Consider the following 18,003-nt stretch of genomic DNA (forward strand, 5'->3'; position numbering starts at 1 on the left):
TATCGGTAGGATAAGGAGAGCATAATGGGAAAAGGTCTACGATTGGTCAATCGGCATCAATTTTTTCTGCTTGTATCTGCATTTCCACGCAGGCTCCGTTGTGATTGCTCAGAGAGAGCGTTCCACCTTGTTTCTGGCAAAGGGTGTTGCAGATAGAGAGGCCAAGCCCGAAGTGGTCATTTTCCGTATTCTCTTTGTAAAACGGCCTTGTGGCGGAGCGGAGGGATTCTTCCGAAAAGCCTGCCCCATCATCATATACCTGGATGGTAAGCATTCCTTCTTGCCACCCGGCCTTCAAAGCGATCTCATGGCAGGCGAAACGCAAGGCATTAGAAATCACATTGTCGATCATGCGATGTACCAAGGTCCCATCCAGCATGACCTGAATATCCGGGACCCCACTAATATCCATAGAGAATTGAAGCTGGTGCTGATGCGCTAAAACGGTGTATTCGTCCTCCTGCTCCTCAAAAAATTCCCGCAGAGAGCAGGTTGTTGGCTTTACTGGTATGGCATCCATCGCCTGTATCTCGCGCACTTGGTTTGCGTACTGTTCCAGTCGATCTGTTGCCAAAGAAAGATTATGAATCGTGTCCATCAGTTTGTCCTCGCTGATGCGTCCAAGCGGGATATTATGCGAAAGATATTCTGTGTATCCTTTCATCACAGTGATGGGGGTACGGAGGTCATGGGCGATGGAGGCGCTGAGTTTGCGCCGCTCCTCCATCATAGCCCAAGTCTCTTGATTATTTTTTAAGAGGGCAGCCCGCATGGTGTCCATCGCTCGACAGAGCTCGCCCATTTCATCCGAAGCTGGATAGTCCAAACAAAAATCCAGGTCGCTTTGCGATATGCGGTCGGCGCTCTGTAAGAGTAACGACAGCGGCTGTTTCAGTTTGATGGCATAGAATATCCAAGCGCAGAAGATTGTACCAAGCACGAAAAGCAAGGTCGGCACCAGGATTACGGCCGCTTTTGCCGCATAGTAGGCGACCCGCTGTGTATCGCTTAGGTTGGCGATTTGGTACTCGGTGGATAAAATCACAAGCTGTCCATTTTCTCCCGGAATAATCTGTTCATCATCCGCAATCACCAGGTTATATTCATCCTCAGTTTCCTGGGGTGGCAGCACCTGATAGTCCGTTACACTTTCCAAGATGTGATTTTGCACGTTGACACAGGTAAAAATGGTCGCTGCCGAAATACCTGCTACAAGCACCGCCATAACAAGGACAAGTGATACGAAGGCTCGGCGGAGAGGCATGGAGCGAAGCCAGTGCTTTATTTTACCCATTTATAGCCGCACCCCCAGACTGTTTCGATATACTGCGCCCCCAGCTTGTTTCGGATGCGGCGGATGTGTTCCTTCACCACAGCATTGTCAGCGGTGCCGTCAAAGCCCCGCACCTGTTCATAAATTGTTTCCCGGCTGAACACTTGTCCAGGGTGGAGAGAAAGCAGTTCCACTATATCAAATTCTACCTTGGAAAGTTCTATGGGCTGGCTATTTCGGGAGACAGTCCTTGCGGCATAGTCCACCACAATGTCTCCAAAGCCCCGGACGCTGATTTTTTGCTGGATGCGGCTCTCCCTGCGCAGATGGGCCTCCACCCGAGCGGTCAGTTCTGCCAGACTGAACGGTTTCAAAATGTAATCATCACCGCCTGCCCGCAGACCGGCGACTCGGTCCGCCTCCTCAATCCGGGCGGTCAAAAATAAGATGGGGCAGGTTACATGGTCACGGATCGCCCGGCACAATTCAAGGCCATCCATCCCCGGCATATTGATGTCCAGCAGAATAATATCTGGCTGCTGGGTCAGCTTTTGCAGGGCCTCCTCACCGCTTTTTGCCGTGATTACTTGATACTGCTCCATTTCAAACTGATCCCGAAGCATATCTAAAATCATCTGCTCATCATCTACGACCATAATAGTGTAACTCATATTCTCACCTCGCTTGCTGGTATCATAATAGGAAAAAGTCTATAAACAGTCAAGTAAGCTCTTTATAATTGCCTATTTATGAATTTATCATGTAGAACTTTTCTCGTTTTTCAAATCGTTTCGTTCTGGTTTAATCAATTTCTGATGCGCTAAGAGTACTTTTTTCTGCTTTACAGCGATTTTGTATGAGTCTGTTTGCTTTATAACCTGTTGGATTGTTTGGATATAGAGCCTTTTCAAGTTCATAGCACAAGCCTCCTTATCTGGTTTGTCCCTATATAAGACGGAATACAACGCTCAATCTGACGTTCTCTCAAAATTGATAAGCAGGGCAAAGAGTTACCCACTTTGCTCTGCTTATTAGGGAAGCATCCCCAATCCCCAAAGAACGCGTTGTGTCCGGAGATTTAGACAGAGTGCTTTCCTGGATCTTCCGAAAGCAACTCCTATTCAGATTCTGATGTCATGGAAATAGGGAATTTTATGGAAAGTCTCACCAAAAAGCTCGCAGGCAACTATGAGGATATACCTTATGACAGCCCAAAGATTACCCATCAATCTGTAATTTCAATTTTGTATCCAGTCCCAATTACCGTTTTTATGTACGCCGGATGCTTAGGATCATTCTCCAGTTTCTTTCTCAAGCGCCAGATGATATTCTCCACGGAGTTCGTCCCATGTAGATATTCCTCTCCCCAAGCCGCTGCATAGAGCTGCGCCTTGGAGAATACCTGCCCGGGAGCGCTGGCCATGCAATAGAGCATGGCGTATTCCCCGTGGTTGAGCCGCACTTCCCTGCCAGCCATCAGCACCTTGCGGTGCTCATGATAGATCTCCAGTTCTCCGATACGCAACATGGAGGAGACCGGGGCAGCGACGCTGACCACTTCCGCTCTCTTGCCCCTAAGCGCATCCACAACGGCCTTGAATACACTGCCGTCTGGATCTGCTGCCCGGATGACAATGATCTCCTCCATGCTGTTCACCTCCCTGCAGTGTTTTTTGCAGCACTATCCGTTTTGAAGAATTGCGTTTGCCTCTTGTGCATCGAGATACCCGTACTTCTCCATCTGCTGAAGAACATATTGCTGCCGCTGCTCGGCCAGATCTGGGTTTGCGGTCAGCGAATAGACGGATGGTGCATTCGGTATTCCAGCCAGCAATGTTGATTCGTAGTCCGTCATCTCCCCAGGCTCTTTCCCAAAGTAGCCCTCACTGGCATCCCGGACACAGTAGTAGCCGTCCCCGAAATAGATTGAGTTGACATACAGTTCCAGGATTTCGTCCTTTGTGTAGGTCTGCTCCAGTCGGAATGCCATGAACATCTCCGCTGCCTTGCGGATAAAACTCCGTTCCTGGGTAAAATACAGGTTTTTGGCAAGCTGCTGGGTGATGGTGCTACCGCCTTCCCGCAGGCTCCAGGACTTGATGTTATTCCAAGCGGCCCTGGCGATGGCAATGATGTCGATGCCGCAATGCTGCCGAAAGCGGTGATCCTCTACCGCCACGACCGCCTCAAGATAGATGTCCGGCAGTTCCGCCAACGTCGTATAACTGGGGTTTGCCTGCACCTCAGCAACTCTGTCCTCCAAGCTCTGCTCCTTGAGTGCGTCACGATACATGAAGTATCCCAGAACAGCCACTACACTGCCGCACACGATTCCCACTGTCAGGATCAACAGAATGATTCGTACCAGCAGTTTTTTCAGTATCTTCATGACGCACCTCACAGTTTACTCAATCTGAATGGACACGCTTCCGTTTGCTTCCTCGCCCCAGACGCCGATATAGGTGCTGCCGCCGCCTACCTCGATGGTGGAGCTGTAGTCCCCGCTCCCGGACAGCAGGATTACCGGGTCATCCGAGCCGGAGCATAGGAAGACGGCAGCCTCTCCCTCCTCAATGTCGAGAGAGCAGGAGATTTCTACCGTGTTCCCGGCCGCCCGGTCCAGGGTGGTGCTGCCAAAGAGCAGTTCTGTGCCGGAAAAGTCCTGGTAGTCGGCCTCATAGGTGCCGGTGTAGTCGTCCTCACCCCGGACCCGCTCCCCTTGGAGGGAGCGATCCGGTGTCAGCGCCCAGGAGCCGGCGGCATCCACCAGCGAACCATAGGCACCCACAAGGGCGTCTTTTACCGAGTCATCTGTCGCGTCAGCGGCGGCGTCGAGGACTGCGTCCGTCCCATCCGCCAGCGCGCCGGCGACCCGGTCTGTCCCTTCTGCCAAGCCGCCCAGAACCGCATCCGTCCCGTCCGCCAGGGACTGCAGTACACCGGAGCAGCCGGACAGCAGCAGGGCGCAGAGAAGGCCGCAGGTCAGGAGCGGCACCCATCTCTTTCGGTTTTCTTTCATCGTGTTCTCCTCCCTGCCTGCCGGCGTCCGCCGGACTTTTTCTTTTTTGTACTCCCGGCCTTGCTGCTGGGTCTGGAGAAGGTCAAGATCACCGCCGTCAAAACGATGACCGCCGCCATGCCCAGAAGGGCCAGCGGGATGCTGGGCGCCTCAGTTGCTCCGTTGTACTCCTGCATATCAAAGCCGGCCAGTACCAGTGCCGCGGAGAAGGGATACGCGGAGAGCAGGAACCCGCTCTTGAAAAACAGGATGCAGTACCCCAGGAAAAAGGTCAGGATAGAGCCGCCCAGATAGGCGCCCCGCATCTGCCCGAAAATCAAAATCATGGGCATACAGACCAGGAAGGTGGTCAGCGCCGCAGCCACCACCTGTCCTCCCTGCTGGAGGATCACCCCTGGCGTCAGTCCCGGGAGGTCCGCCAGCACCCCAGTGAGCACCGTCACGGCCACGCTGTAAAGACCAAACAACAGAGACAGCAGGCCGGTGACCGCCAGCTTGCCCCCCAGGAGTTTGGGATAGGACACCGGGACGGTAAGCAGGTTCTTCATGGTGTCATGGGTGTTCTCCCGGTCAATCAGCCACCCGCCGATCATCACCAGGGAGATAGGGAGAAACACCTGGGTGTTGCCCCACACCACGTTGGCGAACAGGTGGACAAAGTCATAGTTGGGGTCCCGGATCTCCGGGTTCACGATCAGCTGGGTGCCGTACTGCACCACCGGACATAGGGCCAGAGCCACAATGCCCACCAGCAGGATCTGGCACCGCCGCAGTTTCCACCACTCCGTCTGAATCATTTTCTTCATGCTCCGCACCTCCTCAAACGCCCTGGCGCTTGTAGACCAGCGCGATCAGGGCCAGAAACACCGCGGCCTCGACTCCGGTCACCAAAAACGCCTGGGCGGTGGTGACGAAATAGGGGCTGACCCGCTCCAGAAGCCCCAGCATCTCGGCACCAGCATTGGAAAAGTCGAGATACTGGAAGTACCACCGGAAGGTCAGCGGCCCGGGGAGCAGCGTCCCCAGGTTCAGGCCGAAGGGCTGGGTGATGAAGAGGTCATTGAGGCCGAAGATGTAGTTGACAGACGTGTAGAAGAAGGTGACAATCACGGAGACAATATAGCTCCGGTTCAGCAGCACTACCAGCAGGATGCAGGGCAGGGCCCCGGCCCACATCATAATCCCCTGGCCGATGCCCACAAGGAAGAGCCTCAGGAAACCCACCGGCTCCCACCCGGCGGCCAGCACGATGAACAGGATCACGAGCCCCCCTACCGCCATGAAGGCGATGGCAAAGAGAAACAGCAGGGCCATCTTTGCCATGGCCAGGGCTCTCTTACTCACCGGCACAGTCATCAGGTTCTTCAGGGTGTCGTTGTCCTGTTCCTCAAAGAGCAGGTTGGAGGCCAGTACCACCAGGGCCGGCATGAGCAGCAGATAGGCGCTCATTTGAAACAGGGTGGACATCATGCCGTCCACCGCCTCGGCGCCGCTGGTGAACTCCCGGAAGTCCGGCAGGAACAGGGCGCACCCCAGGGGGATCAGTGCAGACACGGCAGCGGCAGCAAAGAACAGGGGCTTGCGCCGCAGCTTGGCAAATTCACACCACAGGAGTTTAAGCAATGCCCTCACCCCCTGTGATGCGCTTGAAGTAGTCCTCCAGAGTGTCCTCATAGAGGTGGGCGTCAGACACCACCAGCCCCGCCTCCACGAACCGCCGCACCGCCGCGCCGGTGTCCAGGCGGAGATCCCGGACGGTCAGATCCCGTTCATTCTCCACGGTGACGGCCTGGATGCCCAGTTCCTGCTGGAGCAGCTGGGCGGCCACCGGTGCGTTGGACACAGAAAACCGGAGGACTTTCCCGTTTTTCCGCTCCAGTTCCGCCAGACTCTCCTCCTCCAGGAGAACCCCGTGGTCGATGATCCCGATGTCATCGGCCAGCAGGGCGATCTCGGAGAGGATGTGGCTGGAGATCAGGATGGTCTTGCCCCGTTCGTCGCACAGCGCCCGGATGAAATCCCGCACCTCGGCGATGCCGATAGGGTCCAGGCCGTTGATGGGCTCGTCCAGGATCAGCAGCTCCGGGTCGTGCATCACCGCCAGGGCGATGGCCAGCCGCTGTTTCATGCCCAGGGAGTATTGGGCGTAGCGTTTCTTGTCCCGGTAGGGCAGGTTCACCAGTTCCAGCGCCCCTTTAATGTAGTTGGGACTCTTGAGGCCCCGGAGCCGGGCGAAGATCTGCAGGTTCTCTGTGCCGGTCAGGTTGGGATAGAACCCCGGGGACTCGATGAGGCTGCCAATACGGGGCAAGATGCGCTTCTCGTTCCCCTTCAGCGGCCGGCTGAAGATAGACACAGAGCCGGATGTGGGAGCGGTCAGCCCTAAGAGCATCTTCATGGTGGTGGTCTTGCCCGCCCCGTTGCGCCCCAGGAGACCGTAGATGCGGCCTTTCTGAACGTGGAGATCCAGGTTGGAGACGCTGACCTGGTCCCCGTAGCGCTTGGTAAGTCCCTTGGTTTCGATGATACAGTCGCTCATAAGCGGTACCTCCTTTGCTTGGTACCAACAGGATAGCACCCGAACCTTGAGATAACGCTGAGCCAACCTTAATTTTTCTCTGAGATTTTGCGGAGGGCATGGGCAGGCCAACACTTTGGTGGTATCATAAAGCCAAAGGAAAGGAGGCGTCCCAGAGTGAAGTATAAAATTATGTTGGTAGACGATGACCGGGACCTATTGGAGATGCTATGCTCCATCTTCCGCCGGGCTGGCTATACCGAGCTTGTGACCGCCTCCTCCGGCCAGGAGGCCCTCCAGGTTTGGCGGGAACAGCAGCCGGCGCTGATCGTCCTGGATGTGATGATGCCGGGGATGGATGGCTTTGCGGTTCTGCGGGAGATCCGCCGCACCAGCCATGTCCCCGTCCTGATGCTCACCGCCCGGGGCGAAGCGGAGGACCGCATCGAGGGGCTGGAGATCGGGGCGGACGACTATCTCCCCAAGCCATTTCTGCCCAAGGAGCTGCTTTTGCGTGTGCAGGCCATCCTCCACCGGACTTACCCGGAGCCACACCGGACGGTGGAGCTGGCGGCCTCTACGGTGGACTTAGAGAAGGCGGAGGTGTGGAAAAACGGAGAGCGGCTGCCCCTGACAGCCAAGGAACTCCAGCTGTTCCAGAAGCTCTATGAGAACGCCGGAAGGATTGTCACCACCGGCATCCTGTGTGAGACCATCTGCGGGGAGTTCTGGCAGGGCTACGAGAGTACCCTCTCTACCCATATCCGCCACCTGCGGGAGAAGATTGAGGAAAACCCCTCCAAGCCGGTCTCTCTGGTGACGGCCAAGGGGCTGGGCTACCGGCTCAATCTGAAGGGGGCGAAATCGTGAATCCGGTACAGCGTTTTTTCCGGCGCTACATTTTCTCTACCATTGGCATTTTGGCGCTGTTCCTCGTGGTGAATCTCCTGCTGGTCCTGACTGTTCTGACCGCTGGGTACATGAGCGGGACAGACAACGGATTGTCTGTCCGGTCGGTCTCCAGCCATGTGACGGAACAGGGCGGCATCTGGGCGGCGGACGACACGGCGCTGGCCCTGCTACAAGAACATGACGCCTGGGCCATGCTCCTGGACGAGAGCGGCAGCGTGGTCTGGGAACATGGGCTTCCCGAGGAGCTGCCCCGGTCCTACACCAGCGCCCAGGTGGCTTCCTTCAGCCGCTGGTATCTCCAGGACTATCCGGTGAAGGTGTGGAGCCGGGAGGACGGCGCCCTGATGGTGGTGGGCTTCGCTCCGGACACCTTAGTGAAATACTACTTTTCCATGGAAAAGCCCTCCCTGCTGATGTTCCTGATGGGATCCATTGTGGTCTTTGTGTGCAACCTGCTGTTGATGGTCTTTCTGATGCTGCGAAACGCCCGCCGGGTGGAGAAGGCCATGTCCCCCATTTTGCAGGGCATCCAGGACCTGAGCCGGGGCAGTTACCAGTCCTTGGACGAGCGCGGTGAACTGGCGGAGATCAACGCGGGGCTGAACCGGGCCGGGGATTACCTGATGCGCAAGGACAATACGCGGGCGGAGTGGATCCGCGGGGTGTCCCACGACATCCGCACGCCCCTCTCCATGGTGCTGGGCTACGCCAGTGAGTTGGAGGACGATGCCGCCCTCCCGCCCGAGGCCCGGCAGCAAGCCGGGATGATCCGGCGGCAGGGGGAGCGTCTGAGATCTTTGGTGGAGGATCTGAACCTGACCACCAAGCTGGAGTACGCCCTCCAGCCCATCCGCAGGGAGACAGTGGACCTGGTGGAGATCGGGCGGCAGGCGGTGAGCGAGGTACTCAACAGCGGACTGCCGGAACGATATGAGATCGAGTTCTCTGAAGAGCATCCGGGCCGGGCTGCCCGGATGGAGGGTGACGCCGCCCTTCTCCGGCGGATGCTGGACAATCTGATCCGCAACAGTATCGTCCACAATCCCCAGGGCTGCCATATCTCTGTTACAGTAGGGGCGGAGGATGGGCGATGCGTCTGCACGGTGATAGACGATGGCGTGGGGATGGACGCCGCCCGGCTGGAGGCGCTGAACCGGGAGGCGGACGTCTCCAGCACCCAGGGTGGCGAGCACGGCCTGGGCCTCAAACTGGTACGGCAGATCGTGGAGGCCCACGGCGGGACGGTGCAGTTCCGGCAGGCCAAACCCCACGGTCTGAGCATCTGTATCACATTTTCGGCGGACACAATAAGTTGAGAAAAGGTGGACGGCTCACAGGCCGTCCGCCTTTTGCTCACTGCAATGATAACTGCAAATTCTAAGGAAAGTATCAGGTACCACAGAAATTCATTATTCGGCTCGTACGCTGGAGCCAGACGGCGGGGCCGCCCACGGGACAGGCTTGAAGCTGGTCAGCCAGATCGCCGCCGCACACGGTGGGACAGTGCGATTTGAGCAGGGGAACTCTCAAAATCTCTGCGTCAGCATTTATCTTCCTATTCACTAAGGTGAGGCGGACGGTTTCAATGGCCGTCTGCCTTTTTCATTCACTCATTGTACACTGATGATATTCACGATCTCCATCTTACCCATTTGTTTGATTGGCCGCTTTATTGCCACCAGGGCAGAAATAATACACAGGCAAACAATCAGCATAAGAGGACCAACAGGTATTTTCCAACCTATACCCCATTTATCTGCAATTAAATACTGAAAGATAATCTTATTTAGGGGCAATCCTAAAACACATCCTGCAACGCATCCTATAAAAGCGTAAGTAAATGCCTCCGCTGCTGTCATTTTATAAAGTTGACTGATACTCATACCGATGGCCCGCATGGCACCGTACTGCCTTGTTCTGGACGCTACACTGGCGTTCATGCTGTTAAAAATGTTAAACACTGTGATAAGTGCGATAATGATGAGGAAGCCATAAATAAACACCGCGCCTGTATAGTAGGAGCTTTGGGACTCGGAATTGGTAATTCTCTTGTCTGAAACAGTGCTGTCGGATGGGATCATGCTCCGTATTGTGGAAACAGTATCATCCCCGCCAGCAGAAGAAAATTGAACATCAATCGTCGTATAGCCCAAATCACCAACCAAAGCGGTAAATGTCTGTTCCGAGCAGATCATATATCCGCTGCTGCCTGCACCGTTCACCGCACTGGCCGTGGATGTTGCCAGTATTCCGGCAATCGTTACCTGCTTATCGCCGGAAGTTGTATGAAGGACTATGCTATCTCCAACATTCCAGTTTGCACCATCTTGATAAGTGACCAGAACACGATCTGTATTTTCAATAGCAGGCGTGATACTGCCCTCATTCAATTCTTCTTTCGCCCACCCGAATTGGTTATCATCGTAGGAAATGAGCGTGATGGTTCCTTCTCCCACATCAGAGGAAACAGAAAGGCCAGCCATTTCCATACGGCCAAAAACTTTGTCAACACCTTCCGTTTCGCTAATCTGTTCCACCAGCGACTTATCCAGAGGCGTATTTCCCATTGTAATAGATACATCCGCTGCTGATGGAGAGAGTGCAGGCATCCCTTGATTGAGAAAGACTACCATTACCTGAAACGACAGGAACATCATAATGCTGATAGCAAATGAGCAGGTCATAAGGAATACATTCTTTTTGCCGGATAGTGCATGGAAAATTCCCATGCTGGTTTCAATGTGGAACAGCTTTGTATTTGCAGCCCTTTTGTTCTGCGTAAGCTGTGTACTGCCGCTAATTGCAGTTACCGGCGATACTTTAGAAGCCTTTTTCGCTGGGGACAGGGACGCCAGCAGTACAATCAGAAAACCAATCACCGCACCAGCAATCAGACCGCTTACACTAAACTGAAAAAGCGGTATTTCTGAAAAGCGTTCCCCGCTGATGGATTTCAGCAAGAGGCAGGCACACCATGTAATGATCTGTCCGGCAGCCAGCCCAATCGGTACGCCCTTCATACTTTGGCGCAGCCCTTGAAGAATGACGAAATGCTTTACCTGTGCTTTGGATGCACCCAAGCACCGCAAAAGGCCATAGAACTGAACCCGTTCCAGAACATTTGTGTTAAAGCTGGCGGCAATCATTACTGCACCGGCAATCAGCACCAGAAGGACAAGAAAGCCCGCAACAATATATAGGGACTGCATTGTGCTGTTCTCACTTTGTCCCATCAATCCAAGGAGCGCCGTATTTTCGCTTACCTGACTGTTTGAAAGGCCATATTGTGTTTTTATTTCATTCATGGCCTCCTGAATGTTTACGCCATCTTTGAACTGGACGCGGAAAGTGGTTCCGTTTTGGGCATTTTCATCCGCAATCTGGCGAAAACCGTCCTCGGTCAATACCATACCATATACATCCGCTTTAAGCAGACTTCCCATATCGGCAAGCACGCCGGTAATGCGATATTCCCGGCTGGAACCGTCCGGCACTGTAACGGTCACGGTGTCGCCAACCGCAAGGCCCAACTGTTCCAAAGCTGATCTGTTCAATAATGCTTCATCAGGCTGGGTGGGGTATGAACCGTTTTCCATATCCATTTCTGTCAAAGTGGAAAAGGTGTCCTCATTCGCACCTGCGAAACTGACTGCTTTGGAGCCGATTGAGCCGGTACTTCCCTGATAGGCCCATCCACAGAGGGAAACATCTACCCGCGCTTTTACAAGCTCCGCCGTCTGCTCATCAATATCGGTCAGACTGATATGGTATTCACCATTCGTCTTGATAAAATAATTTTTCTGTGCGCGCAGCGCCATGTCTGCCATGCTGAAAATAGCAGTTACCAGCAGCACCGAAAGGACAATGCAGAGAACCGAAATTCGATTGTTCTTGCGGTGTACCTTTTCATATTGCGGGACGAGACTAAGATAGCTTTTCATCGAATGCGCCTCCCAAGTCCGTCAGGACGCCGTCCGATACCCGGAACACCCGGTCCACAGAGGCGGTCAAATTGTTGTTGTGAGTAATCATCAGGATGGTCTGCTGGTAGTGCCGGGACGCCTGGGTCAGCAGAGCGATCACATCCTGGCTGTTTTTGGTGTCCAAGTTGCCCGTAGGTTCATCGGCCAAAATCAGTTTCGGCTTGGTGATTAGAGCGCGACCGATGGCCACCCGCTGCTGCTGACCGCCGGAGAGCTGGCTGGGCAGGTGACGCCTCCGTTCTGTCAGACCCAGCAGTTCCAGCAATTCATTCACCTCGGACTTCTTTGGTTTTCGGTAATCCAGCAACAGAGGAAAGGCGATATTCTGCTCCACATTCAGCTCCGGAATCAGTTGAAATGACTGGAAGATAAAGCCGATATTCCGCCGCCGGAAGATGGTCCTCTGCTCGTCCTTCATGGCAAAGAGATCCTGCCCATCCATGAGGATATGGCCGGAAGTAGGCGTGTCCAGCGCCCCGATGCAGTTGAGCAGGGTACTCTTACCGGAGCCGGACTCCCCCACCACCGCCGCAAACTCCCCCCGACACAGGGAGAAGGACACCTGTTTCAGCGCCTCCACCTTTGCCTCGCCGGTGCCGTAGGTCTTGCACAGGTTTTCTACTTTCAAGATTTCCATAGGCTCAAAACCTCCTTATCCCAAAGGATAGCAGAGGAACCTTACAATCCGGTGAATTTCTGCTTACAGTTTCGTAAGGAAGGAAACCGTGAAGGTGGCCCCCTCTCCCGGCGTACTCTGAACTGTAATCACGCCGCCCTGCCCCTCCACAATGGACTTGGCCAGAGGGAGGCCCAAGCCGATCCCCGGCGCATCCAAGGTATGGCGGCTCCGGTAAAACCGCTTGAAAATGTGGTGGATATCCTCCGAGGAGATGCCGTTGCCGTTGTCAGACACCCGGATTTGGAGCATAGCAGGGGTGCGTGACCAGGCAATACGGATATGGCCGCCAGCCGCCGTGTGATCCAGGGCGTTCTTCACCAGATTTCCCAGAGCCTCGCTGGTCCACTCTGGATCGCAGAGCAGCCTTTCTTCAGGCTTTCCCTCTATCTGAATGGTCTTACCCTCCTGATCCGCCCTGGTCTGCAGATCCCGGATGGCACGGTCAATCAGCTCGGTGACGAGGATATCCCGGCGCTCAAAAACGATGCTGCCGCTGTCCAGCCGGGTGATCTTCAGCATGGACTGGATCAACTGCTCCATGCGCTGGAGGGACGCCCCCATCTTGCTGGCAAACTCCCGTACCGTGTCCGAGTTCTCCGGCTCACTCTCCAGGATCTCCTGGTACATCATCAGGGCCGCCAACGGCGTCTTCAGCTGGTGGGAGATATCCGAGATAGTGGACTTGAGGAACTCCTTGTTTTTATGCTCCGCCTCGTTTTTGGACTGGAGCATCGTAGACAACTGCTCGATTTCGGAGAACAGCTGGAATAGATCCCCCTCCTGGTTTTGAGGCAGATGGCTGGAAAAGTCCCCATCCATGTACTGGCGGACAATCTCCGCTGCATGCTGGTACAGGCGGCTACGGCGGTGCAGGAAGAACAAGGTCCCGCCCAGCAGCAAAGGGACCGACACAAAGAGAATGCCTGCCGCGACCCCGCCGGATACCGTTCCCCCGTTCAAGGTTAGGATACCGGCGGCAAGCAGAAACACACATAGCAGCAACTGGAGGATCAGGTACCGCCGCAGCTGCCTGTCCCGCAGAAAAGTCATGTCCCCTCCCCCTTCCACTGATAGCCGTAGCCCCTGACCGTCAGCAGGTACTTGGGCTGGGAGGGGTCCTTCTCCACCTTCTCCCGCAGCCGCCGCACATAGACCGACAGGGTGTTGTCGTCCACAAAGTCCCCGGCATTGTCCCACAGGTCGTTGAGAATGACCTCCCGCGTCACCACCCTCCCGGCATTGCGCACCAGGAGGCAGAGCAGGCGGAATTCCGCCTGGGTCAGTTCCAGAGGGTGCCCGCACATAGCCGCCCGGCCGGAGAGCAGATCAATGGTCAGATCTCCACACTGCATTTGATTGGCCGGCTGTGCCGCGGAGATTCCCGCCCGGCGCAGCAGCGCCCGGATGCGGGAGAGCAGTTCCCCCAGCTTGAAGGGCTTTGTGATATAGTCGTCTCCGCCGGAGTCTAAGCCTCGGATCACATTGACTTCTTCATCGGAAGCGGTCAGGAAGATGATGGGCACCGTACTTCCCCTCTCTCTGACCTGCTCGCAGACGGAAAAGCCGGTGCCGTCCGGCAGCGTCACATCCAAAAGGAGCAGTGCAAAGCAGTCTGGTTTGGACAAGCGTTCTAACGCCTCCCCCACCGTGCGCGCCACATCAACTTCATAACCAGCTTTATTTAGTGAGTAGGTGAGGCCGTCAATCAAGCTCAGATCGTCCTCTAAAAGCAGGAGTTTACTCATAATCATTCCCCCGGCATGCTATTCTTCTGGCATTATACCACAAGGAGGAGTAGTCTGTATGGTATCTTACAGGATTGTAAGATGGGAGGTGTTTGGGCCTCATTAAAATCATATCTGGGAAATATAAAGCGGACATACTACAAATTTAGGAGGTACAAAGACATGATCTACACGAAAACTGAGAAAAAAGAACTCGACAAAGTCCGCGGGGTGTTTGCGGAGCATCTTCGGCAGTGCCCGGACTTTGAGTTATTGTGGTCGGACAAGGTGGGCTATGTCTGGCTCGCCATCGGTTTGGAGCCACTCTATGTGGATACCGGTCGTCGGATTGAGTCAGCGGAAGATCTCTGCCGGGAGTGTCTGGAGAGCATTGGGATGGATGTCCTGTATCTTACCGACAACGACCACGGTTTGGAGAATGCCGATCCACTGGAGCGCGCAGAGATCCGCCGGCGCTGGAATCCCTTCATGGATCAGCTCCCGCAGTTTGCCTATCTTTGCGAAGAGATTCTCCCGGAAAAGGACTAACGCAAAAGCCTGCCGGCTACCCCACGAGGGGAAGTCGGCAGGCTCAGTTTATTGGCAAAACCAGTCCCGACCTGGCACCGTGGCCGGTATTGGCAAGATCAGGTGGGCAAGGCCCATTTTCTTGCCGTTGACTGGCTCAGCTGGCTCTGCTATGTCCTCCGATTAAATCAGTTCAATACAGCCTGATATCCATTTGTCTTATCACCGGTGATGGTAATAAAATATGATTCACCAAAGTGTGCTTCCCATGTGATAGGCTCCAAATATTTTGTGATGTCATCCGGATATACATTTTCATAATTGGGTGCCACATATTCGGTTATGATTCGGAATTGCATGGACAACTCGAATGAATCAGAAAGATGATTTAGTTCCTCCCTATTCCACACCACAATGTTATCGGAATCGTGTTGGATCAGCGAACCGTCCGCATTGGATATGCCTCCACTATATTCGTAACTGTCTGCACGATAATCATAAACCAGTAATCCAACATCTTCTTCCGTGTCTAATTGCAGGTGCAGGGCAATTTCATCATCAGTAGGCACATATTCATCAGGAATAATCTGATTGTAAACTACGAGGCTCAGTCCCAGAACAATCACTATCGCAACAATAATACCGATTATCTTTTTCTTCATTTTGGAAATACCCCCATTTATCACTTCATTTTCTCTTGAATGTAAAGAAAATTCCAATAATTGCAACAATAAAGATAATCGGCGCTACTCTGACAAACAACCATTCAAATGAGTGGAAAGCCACTCCGAGAACGGCGGTTTCAGGGTCACTATAATCCCAACCCAAATAAGGACTACTCCATATTATCAAAGCCGCAAAAATCATTACTATAATTGCACATAATGAAATAAGCAGCCAACGAACAATTTTTCTTCCCGTGGCTTTCCTTTGCGCCAACTGCAAGTTTATCACTTCCAGTTTTTCGGAAATAGCTTTTAGGCCATCAACCTCTGTTTCTATAACGGTTTCTCCCAGCAATGTGCTCACAGGTATTTCAAGCACTTCCGACAGGGAGATCAACATATCAGAATCTGGAACCGACCGGCCTTGCTCCCATTTCGAGACAGTCTGCCGCACAACATTCAGTTTGACAGCAAGTTCCTGCTGGGAAAGTCCTTTTGATTTTCTGAATGCTTTTATATTTTCGTTGAGCATAGAGGACCGCCTCCTGTCTTTACTTCGCTGCCGTTATTGTAACTGAAATCGCCCGTTGCCACAAGCAACGTGTCTTAACATCTTCAGAAAGCAGCAATAAAACCTGCCGATTGCCCCCGTGGGACAGCCGGCAGATTTCAGTTTATCGGCAACACCAGTTCTGCCCTTGCACCTTGCTCAGTGTTGGCAAGCCTCAGGGAACCGCCGTGGCGCTTTGCAGCCTGTCCAGCGAAATAGAGGCCCATTCCCATGTGGCCCTTCTGGGGCCGGCTGGCGTCGCTGGTAAAGAAGGCCTGTTCACCTCTGGCCAGAGCCTCCGGGGAGAACCCGGGGCCGGTGTCCTCCACGGCAATTGTCAACTGGTCCCCTTCTCCCAATACGGTGAGGGATATCTCCCCGCTCACCGGCGTATAGCGAACGGCGTTGTCCAGCAGATTGCTCACCGCCCGGTCCAGGCTGGTGCGGTAGACGGACAATTCCAGTTTGGGGACAGAAGAACATTGGAAACGAATCTGTTTGGCGGCGCAGAGGCTCTGCCCAATCCCCCGCCATCCACAGACCAGGTCCGCCAGGTCCGCCGTCTCCTTCTTCTGGTCTGCCTCCGCGCCTTCGGCGGTCATGGCCCGCAGCTGGGCCACATAGTCCTGGAGCCGGATGGCGCTGTGGAGGATGGTATTCACCATCTCCTCCTGGGCCGCCGGCAGAGAGTCCTCCGCCAGCAGTTCCGCATTGCCGCTGATGACAGTCAGCGGCGTTTTAAGGTCGTGGGTCAGCGCCGCCAGTTCTAAGCGGCGCTGTTGCTCCATGGCCCACTGCCGCTCCAGAGATTGGGCCAAGCTCAAGCGCATCTGCTCCATGGCAGTTAGGGTCTCCCCAAACTCCCGCACTCTGGCTTTCCCAGAAAGAGGCGTATCCAAGCGCTGTTGGGCAATGGTCTCCGTTGCGCCGGTCAGCAGAGCGGCATCCCTTCGGAGAAGGCCGGCAAAATGATGGGTGGAGATCGCGCCCGCTGCCAGCCAGGAGAGCAGTAGGATGATGGCTGCACAGGTCTGAAACTCCGGCAGGCGGCCCTGGAGCACCTCGGAGCCGTAGGGCATGGAGTAGTCATATTGGATCACACAGGTGGTCCCGTCCGGCATCTGGGTCAGTCGGTGGTACTGGGAATAGAACATCCCCTGGGGATCCGGCTCCCCGGCCAGGGCGGCCTTCGCATAGTCCAGATGTCGCTGGTCCATATTCCCGTCGCTCAGCACCTCCCCACGATCATCGAAAATAGCCCAGCGGTAGAAATAGGGGATGTCCGCTGTATCCAGTCCCCCGGCAGACAGGGCCTGCACCACAGTTTCCACCCCATTGGCGGCGGTGTTGGCTGGGTAGACAATACCGTTTCGCATCATGACGATCATCCAAAACCACCAGAGGATGGCCAGCAATATAATCACTGCGCCGGTGGTGAGGAGATACCGCCAGAACAGCGCCGTCAGACCGGCGGGCTTCTTTATCCGTTTTTCCACTTATAGCCCACCCCCCAGACGGTTTCAATGGGACTCTCCCCTGTCGGACGCAGCTTGGTCCGGATGTTTTTGATGTGCTCCGTAACCGCAGAGGCATCTGCCTCGCTGTCGTAGCCAAAAGCCGCCTCATAGAGCTGTTCCTTGGAGAAGGTCTGCCCTGGGTGCATAGCCAGATACTCACAGATAGCATATTCGCCCTTGGTCAGTTTCAAGGGTGTGTCCTGCCAGTACACGGCCCGCTCCGCCAGGTCAAAATCCAGTCCGCCCCGGCGCAGGCGGGCGTGGGGCGCACGCTGCTCCCGGCGCAGATGGGCCGCCACTCGTGCCCGCAGTTCAGCAATGCGGAAGGGCTTGGTGAGGTAATCGTCCCCGCCCAGCCCCAGGCCGGTGAGTACATCGGCCTCCTCGGTCTTCGCCGTGAGAAAAAGGATGGGACAGTCCGCCAGCGCCCGGATGCGGCGGCAAAGAGCAAACCCATCCTCCCCCGGCATCATCACATCCAGCAGGATACAGTCCGCCCAGCGGCAGGCTGCCTCGTCCACCTCACGGCCGGTGAGATGGGCGGACACCTGGTGTCCGTCCCGTTCCAGAGCGGTCTTCAGCAGGGCACAGAGATCTTTGTCGTCATCAACCACCAGGATATGGGCCATGGCCGC

At 54.9% G+C, this 18,003-nt stretch carries 20 protein-coding genes; 3 read left to right on the forward strand and 17 right to left on the reverse strand.

Features of this window, described 5'->3' with window-relative positions; translation table 11 throughout:
* Positions 1-46: 46 nt before the first annotated feature.
* From B5F94_RS08895 to B5F94_RS08930, 9 genes are all read right to left on the reverse strand, one after another.
* Positions 47-1,294, reverse strand: coding sequence for a sensor histidine kinase (locus tag B5F94_RS08895; RefSeq protein ID WP_087329510.1), 1,248 nt, complete (start codon positions 1,292-1,294; stop codon positions 47-49).
* On the reverse strand, positions 1,282-1,944 hold the full coding sequence (locus B5F94_RS08900) for a response regulator transcription factor (protein ID WP_087329512.1): 663 nt from the start codon (positions 1,942-1,944) through the stop codon (positions 1,282-1,284). The genes B5F94_RS08895 and B5F94_RS08900 overlap by 13 nt, the downstream gene beginning before the upstream one ends.
* 87 nt (positions 1,945-2,031) lie before the next feature.
* Entirely contained in the window at positions 2,032-2,190 is a 159-nt protein-coding gene (locus B5F94_RS16445; protein ID WP_158100268.1) for a hypothetical protein, read from the reverse strand.
* A gap of 308 nt (positions 2,191-2,498) precedes the next feature.
* Positions 2,499-2,921 (reverse strand): winged helix-turn-helix domain-containing protein, encoded by a 423-nt coding sequence (locus tag B5F94_RS08905; RefSeq protein ID WP_087329514.1) that lies wholly within the window; start codon positions 2,919-2,921, stop codon positions 2,499-2,501.
* Positions 2,922-2,954: 33 nt separating this feature from the next.
* Complete coding sequence (locus tag B5F94_RS08910; RefSeq protein ID WP_087329516.1) at positions 2,955-3,662, reverse strand: biosynthetic peptidoglycan transglycosylase; 708 nt, start codon at positions 3,660-3,662, stop codon at positions 2,955-2,957.
* 15 nt (positions 3,663-3,677) lie between these two features.
* The gene (locus B5F94_RS08915) at positions 3,678-4,292 is read right to left on the reverse strand and encodes a hypothetical protein (protein ID WP_087329518.1); all 615 of its coding nucleotides are present in this window, start codon (positions 4,290-4,292) and stop codon (positions 3,678-3,680) included.
* Positions 4,289-5,098: an ABC transporter permease gene (locus B5F94_RS08920; RefSeq protein WP_087329520.1), complete on the reverse strand. Its 810-nt coding sequence runs from the start codon at positions 5,096-5,098 to the stop codon at positions 4,289-4,291. Before B5F94_RS08920 ends, B5F94_RS08915 begins: the two co-directional genes overlap by 4 nt.
* A 13-nt stretch (positions 5,099-5,111) precedes the next feature.
* Positions 5,112-5,924 carry an ABC transporter permease gene (locus B5F94_RS08925; protein ID WP_242965644.1) on the reverse strand — a complete coding sequence of 271 codons (813 nt, stop codon included), beginning with the start codon at positions 5,922-5,924 and terminating at the stop codon, positions 5,112-5,114.
* A complete protein-coding gene (locus B5F94_RS08930) occupies positions 5,908-6,831 on the reverse strand; it encodes an ABC transporter ATP-binding protein (RefSeq protein ID WP_087329524.1) in 924 nt (307 codons plus the stop codon). The genes B5F94_RS08925 and B5F94_RS08930 overlap by 17 nt, the downstream gene beginning before the upstream one ends.
* A 171-nt stretch (positions 6,832-7,002) precedes the next feature.
* Here B5F94_RS08930 and B5F94_RS08935 point away from each other — a divergent pair, with 171 nt between their 5' ends.
* Positions 7,003-7,680 carry a response regulator transcription factor gene (locus B5F94_RS08935; RefSeq protein WP_087329587.1) on the forward strand — a complete coding sequence of 226 codons (678 nt, stop codon included), beginning with the start codon at positions 7,003-7,005 and terminating at the stop codon, positions 7,678-7,680.
* The gene (locus tag B5F94_RS08940; RefSeq protein WP_087329526.1) at positions 7,677-9,038 is read left to right on the forward strand and encodes a sensor histidine kinase; all 1,362 of its coding nucleotides are present in this window, start codon (positions 7,677-7,679) and stop codon (positions 9,036-9,038) included. The genes B5F94_RS08935 and B5F94_RS08940 overlap by 4 nt, the downstream gene beginning before the upstream one ends.
* Before the next feature lie 294 nt (positions 9,039-9,332).
* Here the strand turns inward: B5F94_RS08940 and B5F94_RS08945 are convergent, their stop codons facing one another.
* The 4 genes from B5F94_RS08945 to B5F94_RS08960 all read right to left on the reverse strand — a co-directional run bounded on the left by B5F94_RS08945 (position 9,333) and on the right by B5F94_RS08960 (position 14,129).
* Positions 9,333-11,663, reverse strand: a complete 2,331-nt coding sequence (locus B5F94_RS08945) for an ABC transporter permease (RefSeq protein ID WP_087329528.1) — start codon at positions 11,661-11,663, stop codon at positions 9,333-9,335.
* Complete coding sequence (locus B5F94_RS08950; RefSeq protein ID WP_087329530.1) at positions 11,647-12,342, reverse strand: ABC transporter ATP-binding protein; 696 nt, start codon at positions 12,340-12,342, stop codon at positions 11,647-11,649. The genes B5F94_RS08945 and B5F94_RS08950 overlap by 17 nt, the downstream gene beginning before the upstream one ends.
* A 63-nt stretch (positions 12,343-12,405) precedes the next feature.
* Positions 12,406-13,434 (reverse strand): sensor histidine kinase, encoded by a 1,029-nt coding sequence (locus B5F94_RS08955; protein ID WP_087288380.1) that lies wholly within the window; start codon positions 13,432-13,434, stop codon positions 12,406-12,408.
* Positions 13,431-14,129 carry a response regulator transcription factor gene (locus B5F94_RS08960; RefSeq protein WP_087329532.1) on the reverse strand — a complete coding sequence of 233 codons (699 nt, stop codon included), beginning with the start codon at positions 14,127-14,129 and terminating at the stop codon, positions 13,431-13,433. The genes B5F94_RS08955 and B5F94_RS08960 overlap by 4 nt, the downstream gene beginning before the upstream one ends.
* 162 nt (positions 14,130-14,291) lie before the next feature.
* Here B5F94_RS08960 and B5F94_RS08965 point away from each other — a divergent pair, with 162 nt between their 5' ends.
* Positions 14,292-14,657 carry a hypothetical protein gene (locus B5F94_RS08965; RefSeq protein ID WP_087329535.1) on the forward strand — a complete coding sequence of 122 codons (366 nt, stop codon included), beginning with the start codon at positions 14,292-14,294 and terminating at the stop codon, positions 14,655-14,657.
* A 167-nt stretch (positions 14,658-14,824) separates the two neighbouring features.
* Here the strand turns inward: B5F94_RS08965 and B5F94_RS08970 are convergent, their stop codons facing one another.
* From B5F94_RS08970 to B5F94_RS08985, 4 genes are all read right to left on the reverse strand, one after another.
* Positions 14,825-15,298, reverse strand: coding sequence for a hypothetical protein (locus tag B5F94_RS08970; protein WP_143383268.1), 474 nt, complete (start codon positions 15,296-15,298; stop codon positions 14,825-14,827).
* Positions 15,299-15,323: 25 nt separating this feature from the next.
* Positions 15,324-15,833, reverse strand: a complete 510-nt coding sequence (locus B5F94_RS08975) for a helix-turn-helix domain-containing protein (protein ID WP_087329539.1) — start codon at positions 15,831-15,833, stop codon at positions 15,324-15,326.
* Between the two features lie 137 nt (positions 15,834-15,970).
* Positions 15,971-17,347 carry a sensor histidine kinase gene (locus B5F94_RS08980; protein ID WP_087329541.1) on the reverse strand — a complete coding sequence of 459 codons (1,377 nt, stop codon included), beginning with the start codon at positions 17,345-17,347 and terminating at the stop codon, positions 15,971-15,973.
* Positions 17,332-17,997 carry a response regulator transcription factor gene (locus B5F94_RS08985; RefSeq protein WP_087329543.1) on the reverse strand — a complete coding sequence of 222 codons (666 nt, stop codon included), beginning with the start codon at positions 17,995-17,997 and terminating at the stop codon, positions 17,332-17,334. The genes B5F94_RS08980 and B5F94_RS08985 overlap by 16 nt, the downstream gene beginning before the upstream one ends.
* Between the last annotated feature and the right edge of the window lie 6 nt (positions 17,998-18,003).

This window comes from Flavonifractor sp. An4 (assembly GCF_002161755.1).
GTDB classification, from domain to species: Bacteria; Bacillota; Clostridia; order Oscillospirales; family Oscillospiraceae; genus Flavonifractor; species Flavonifractor avicola.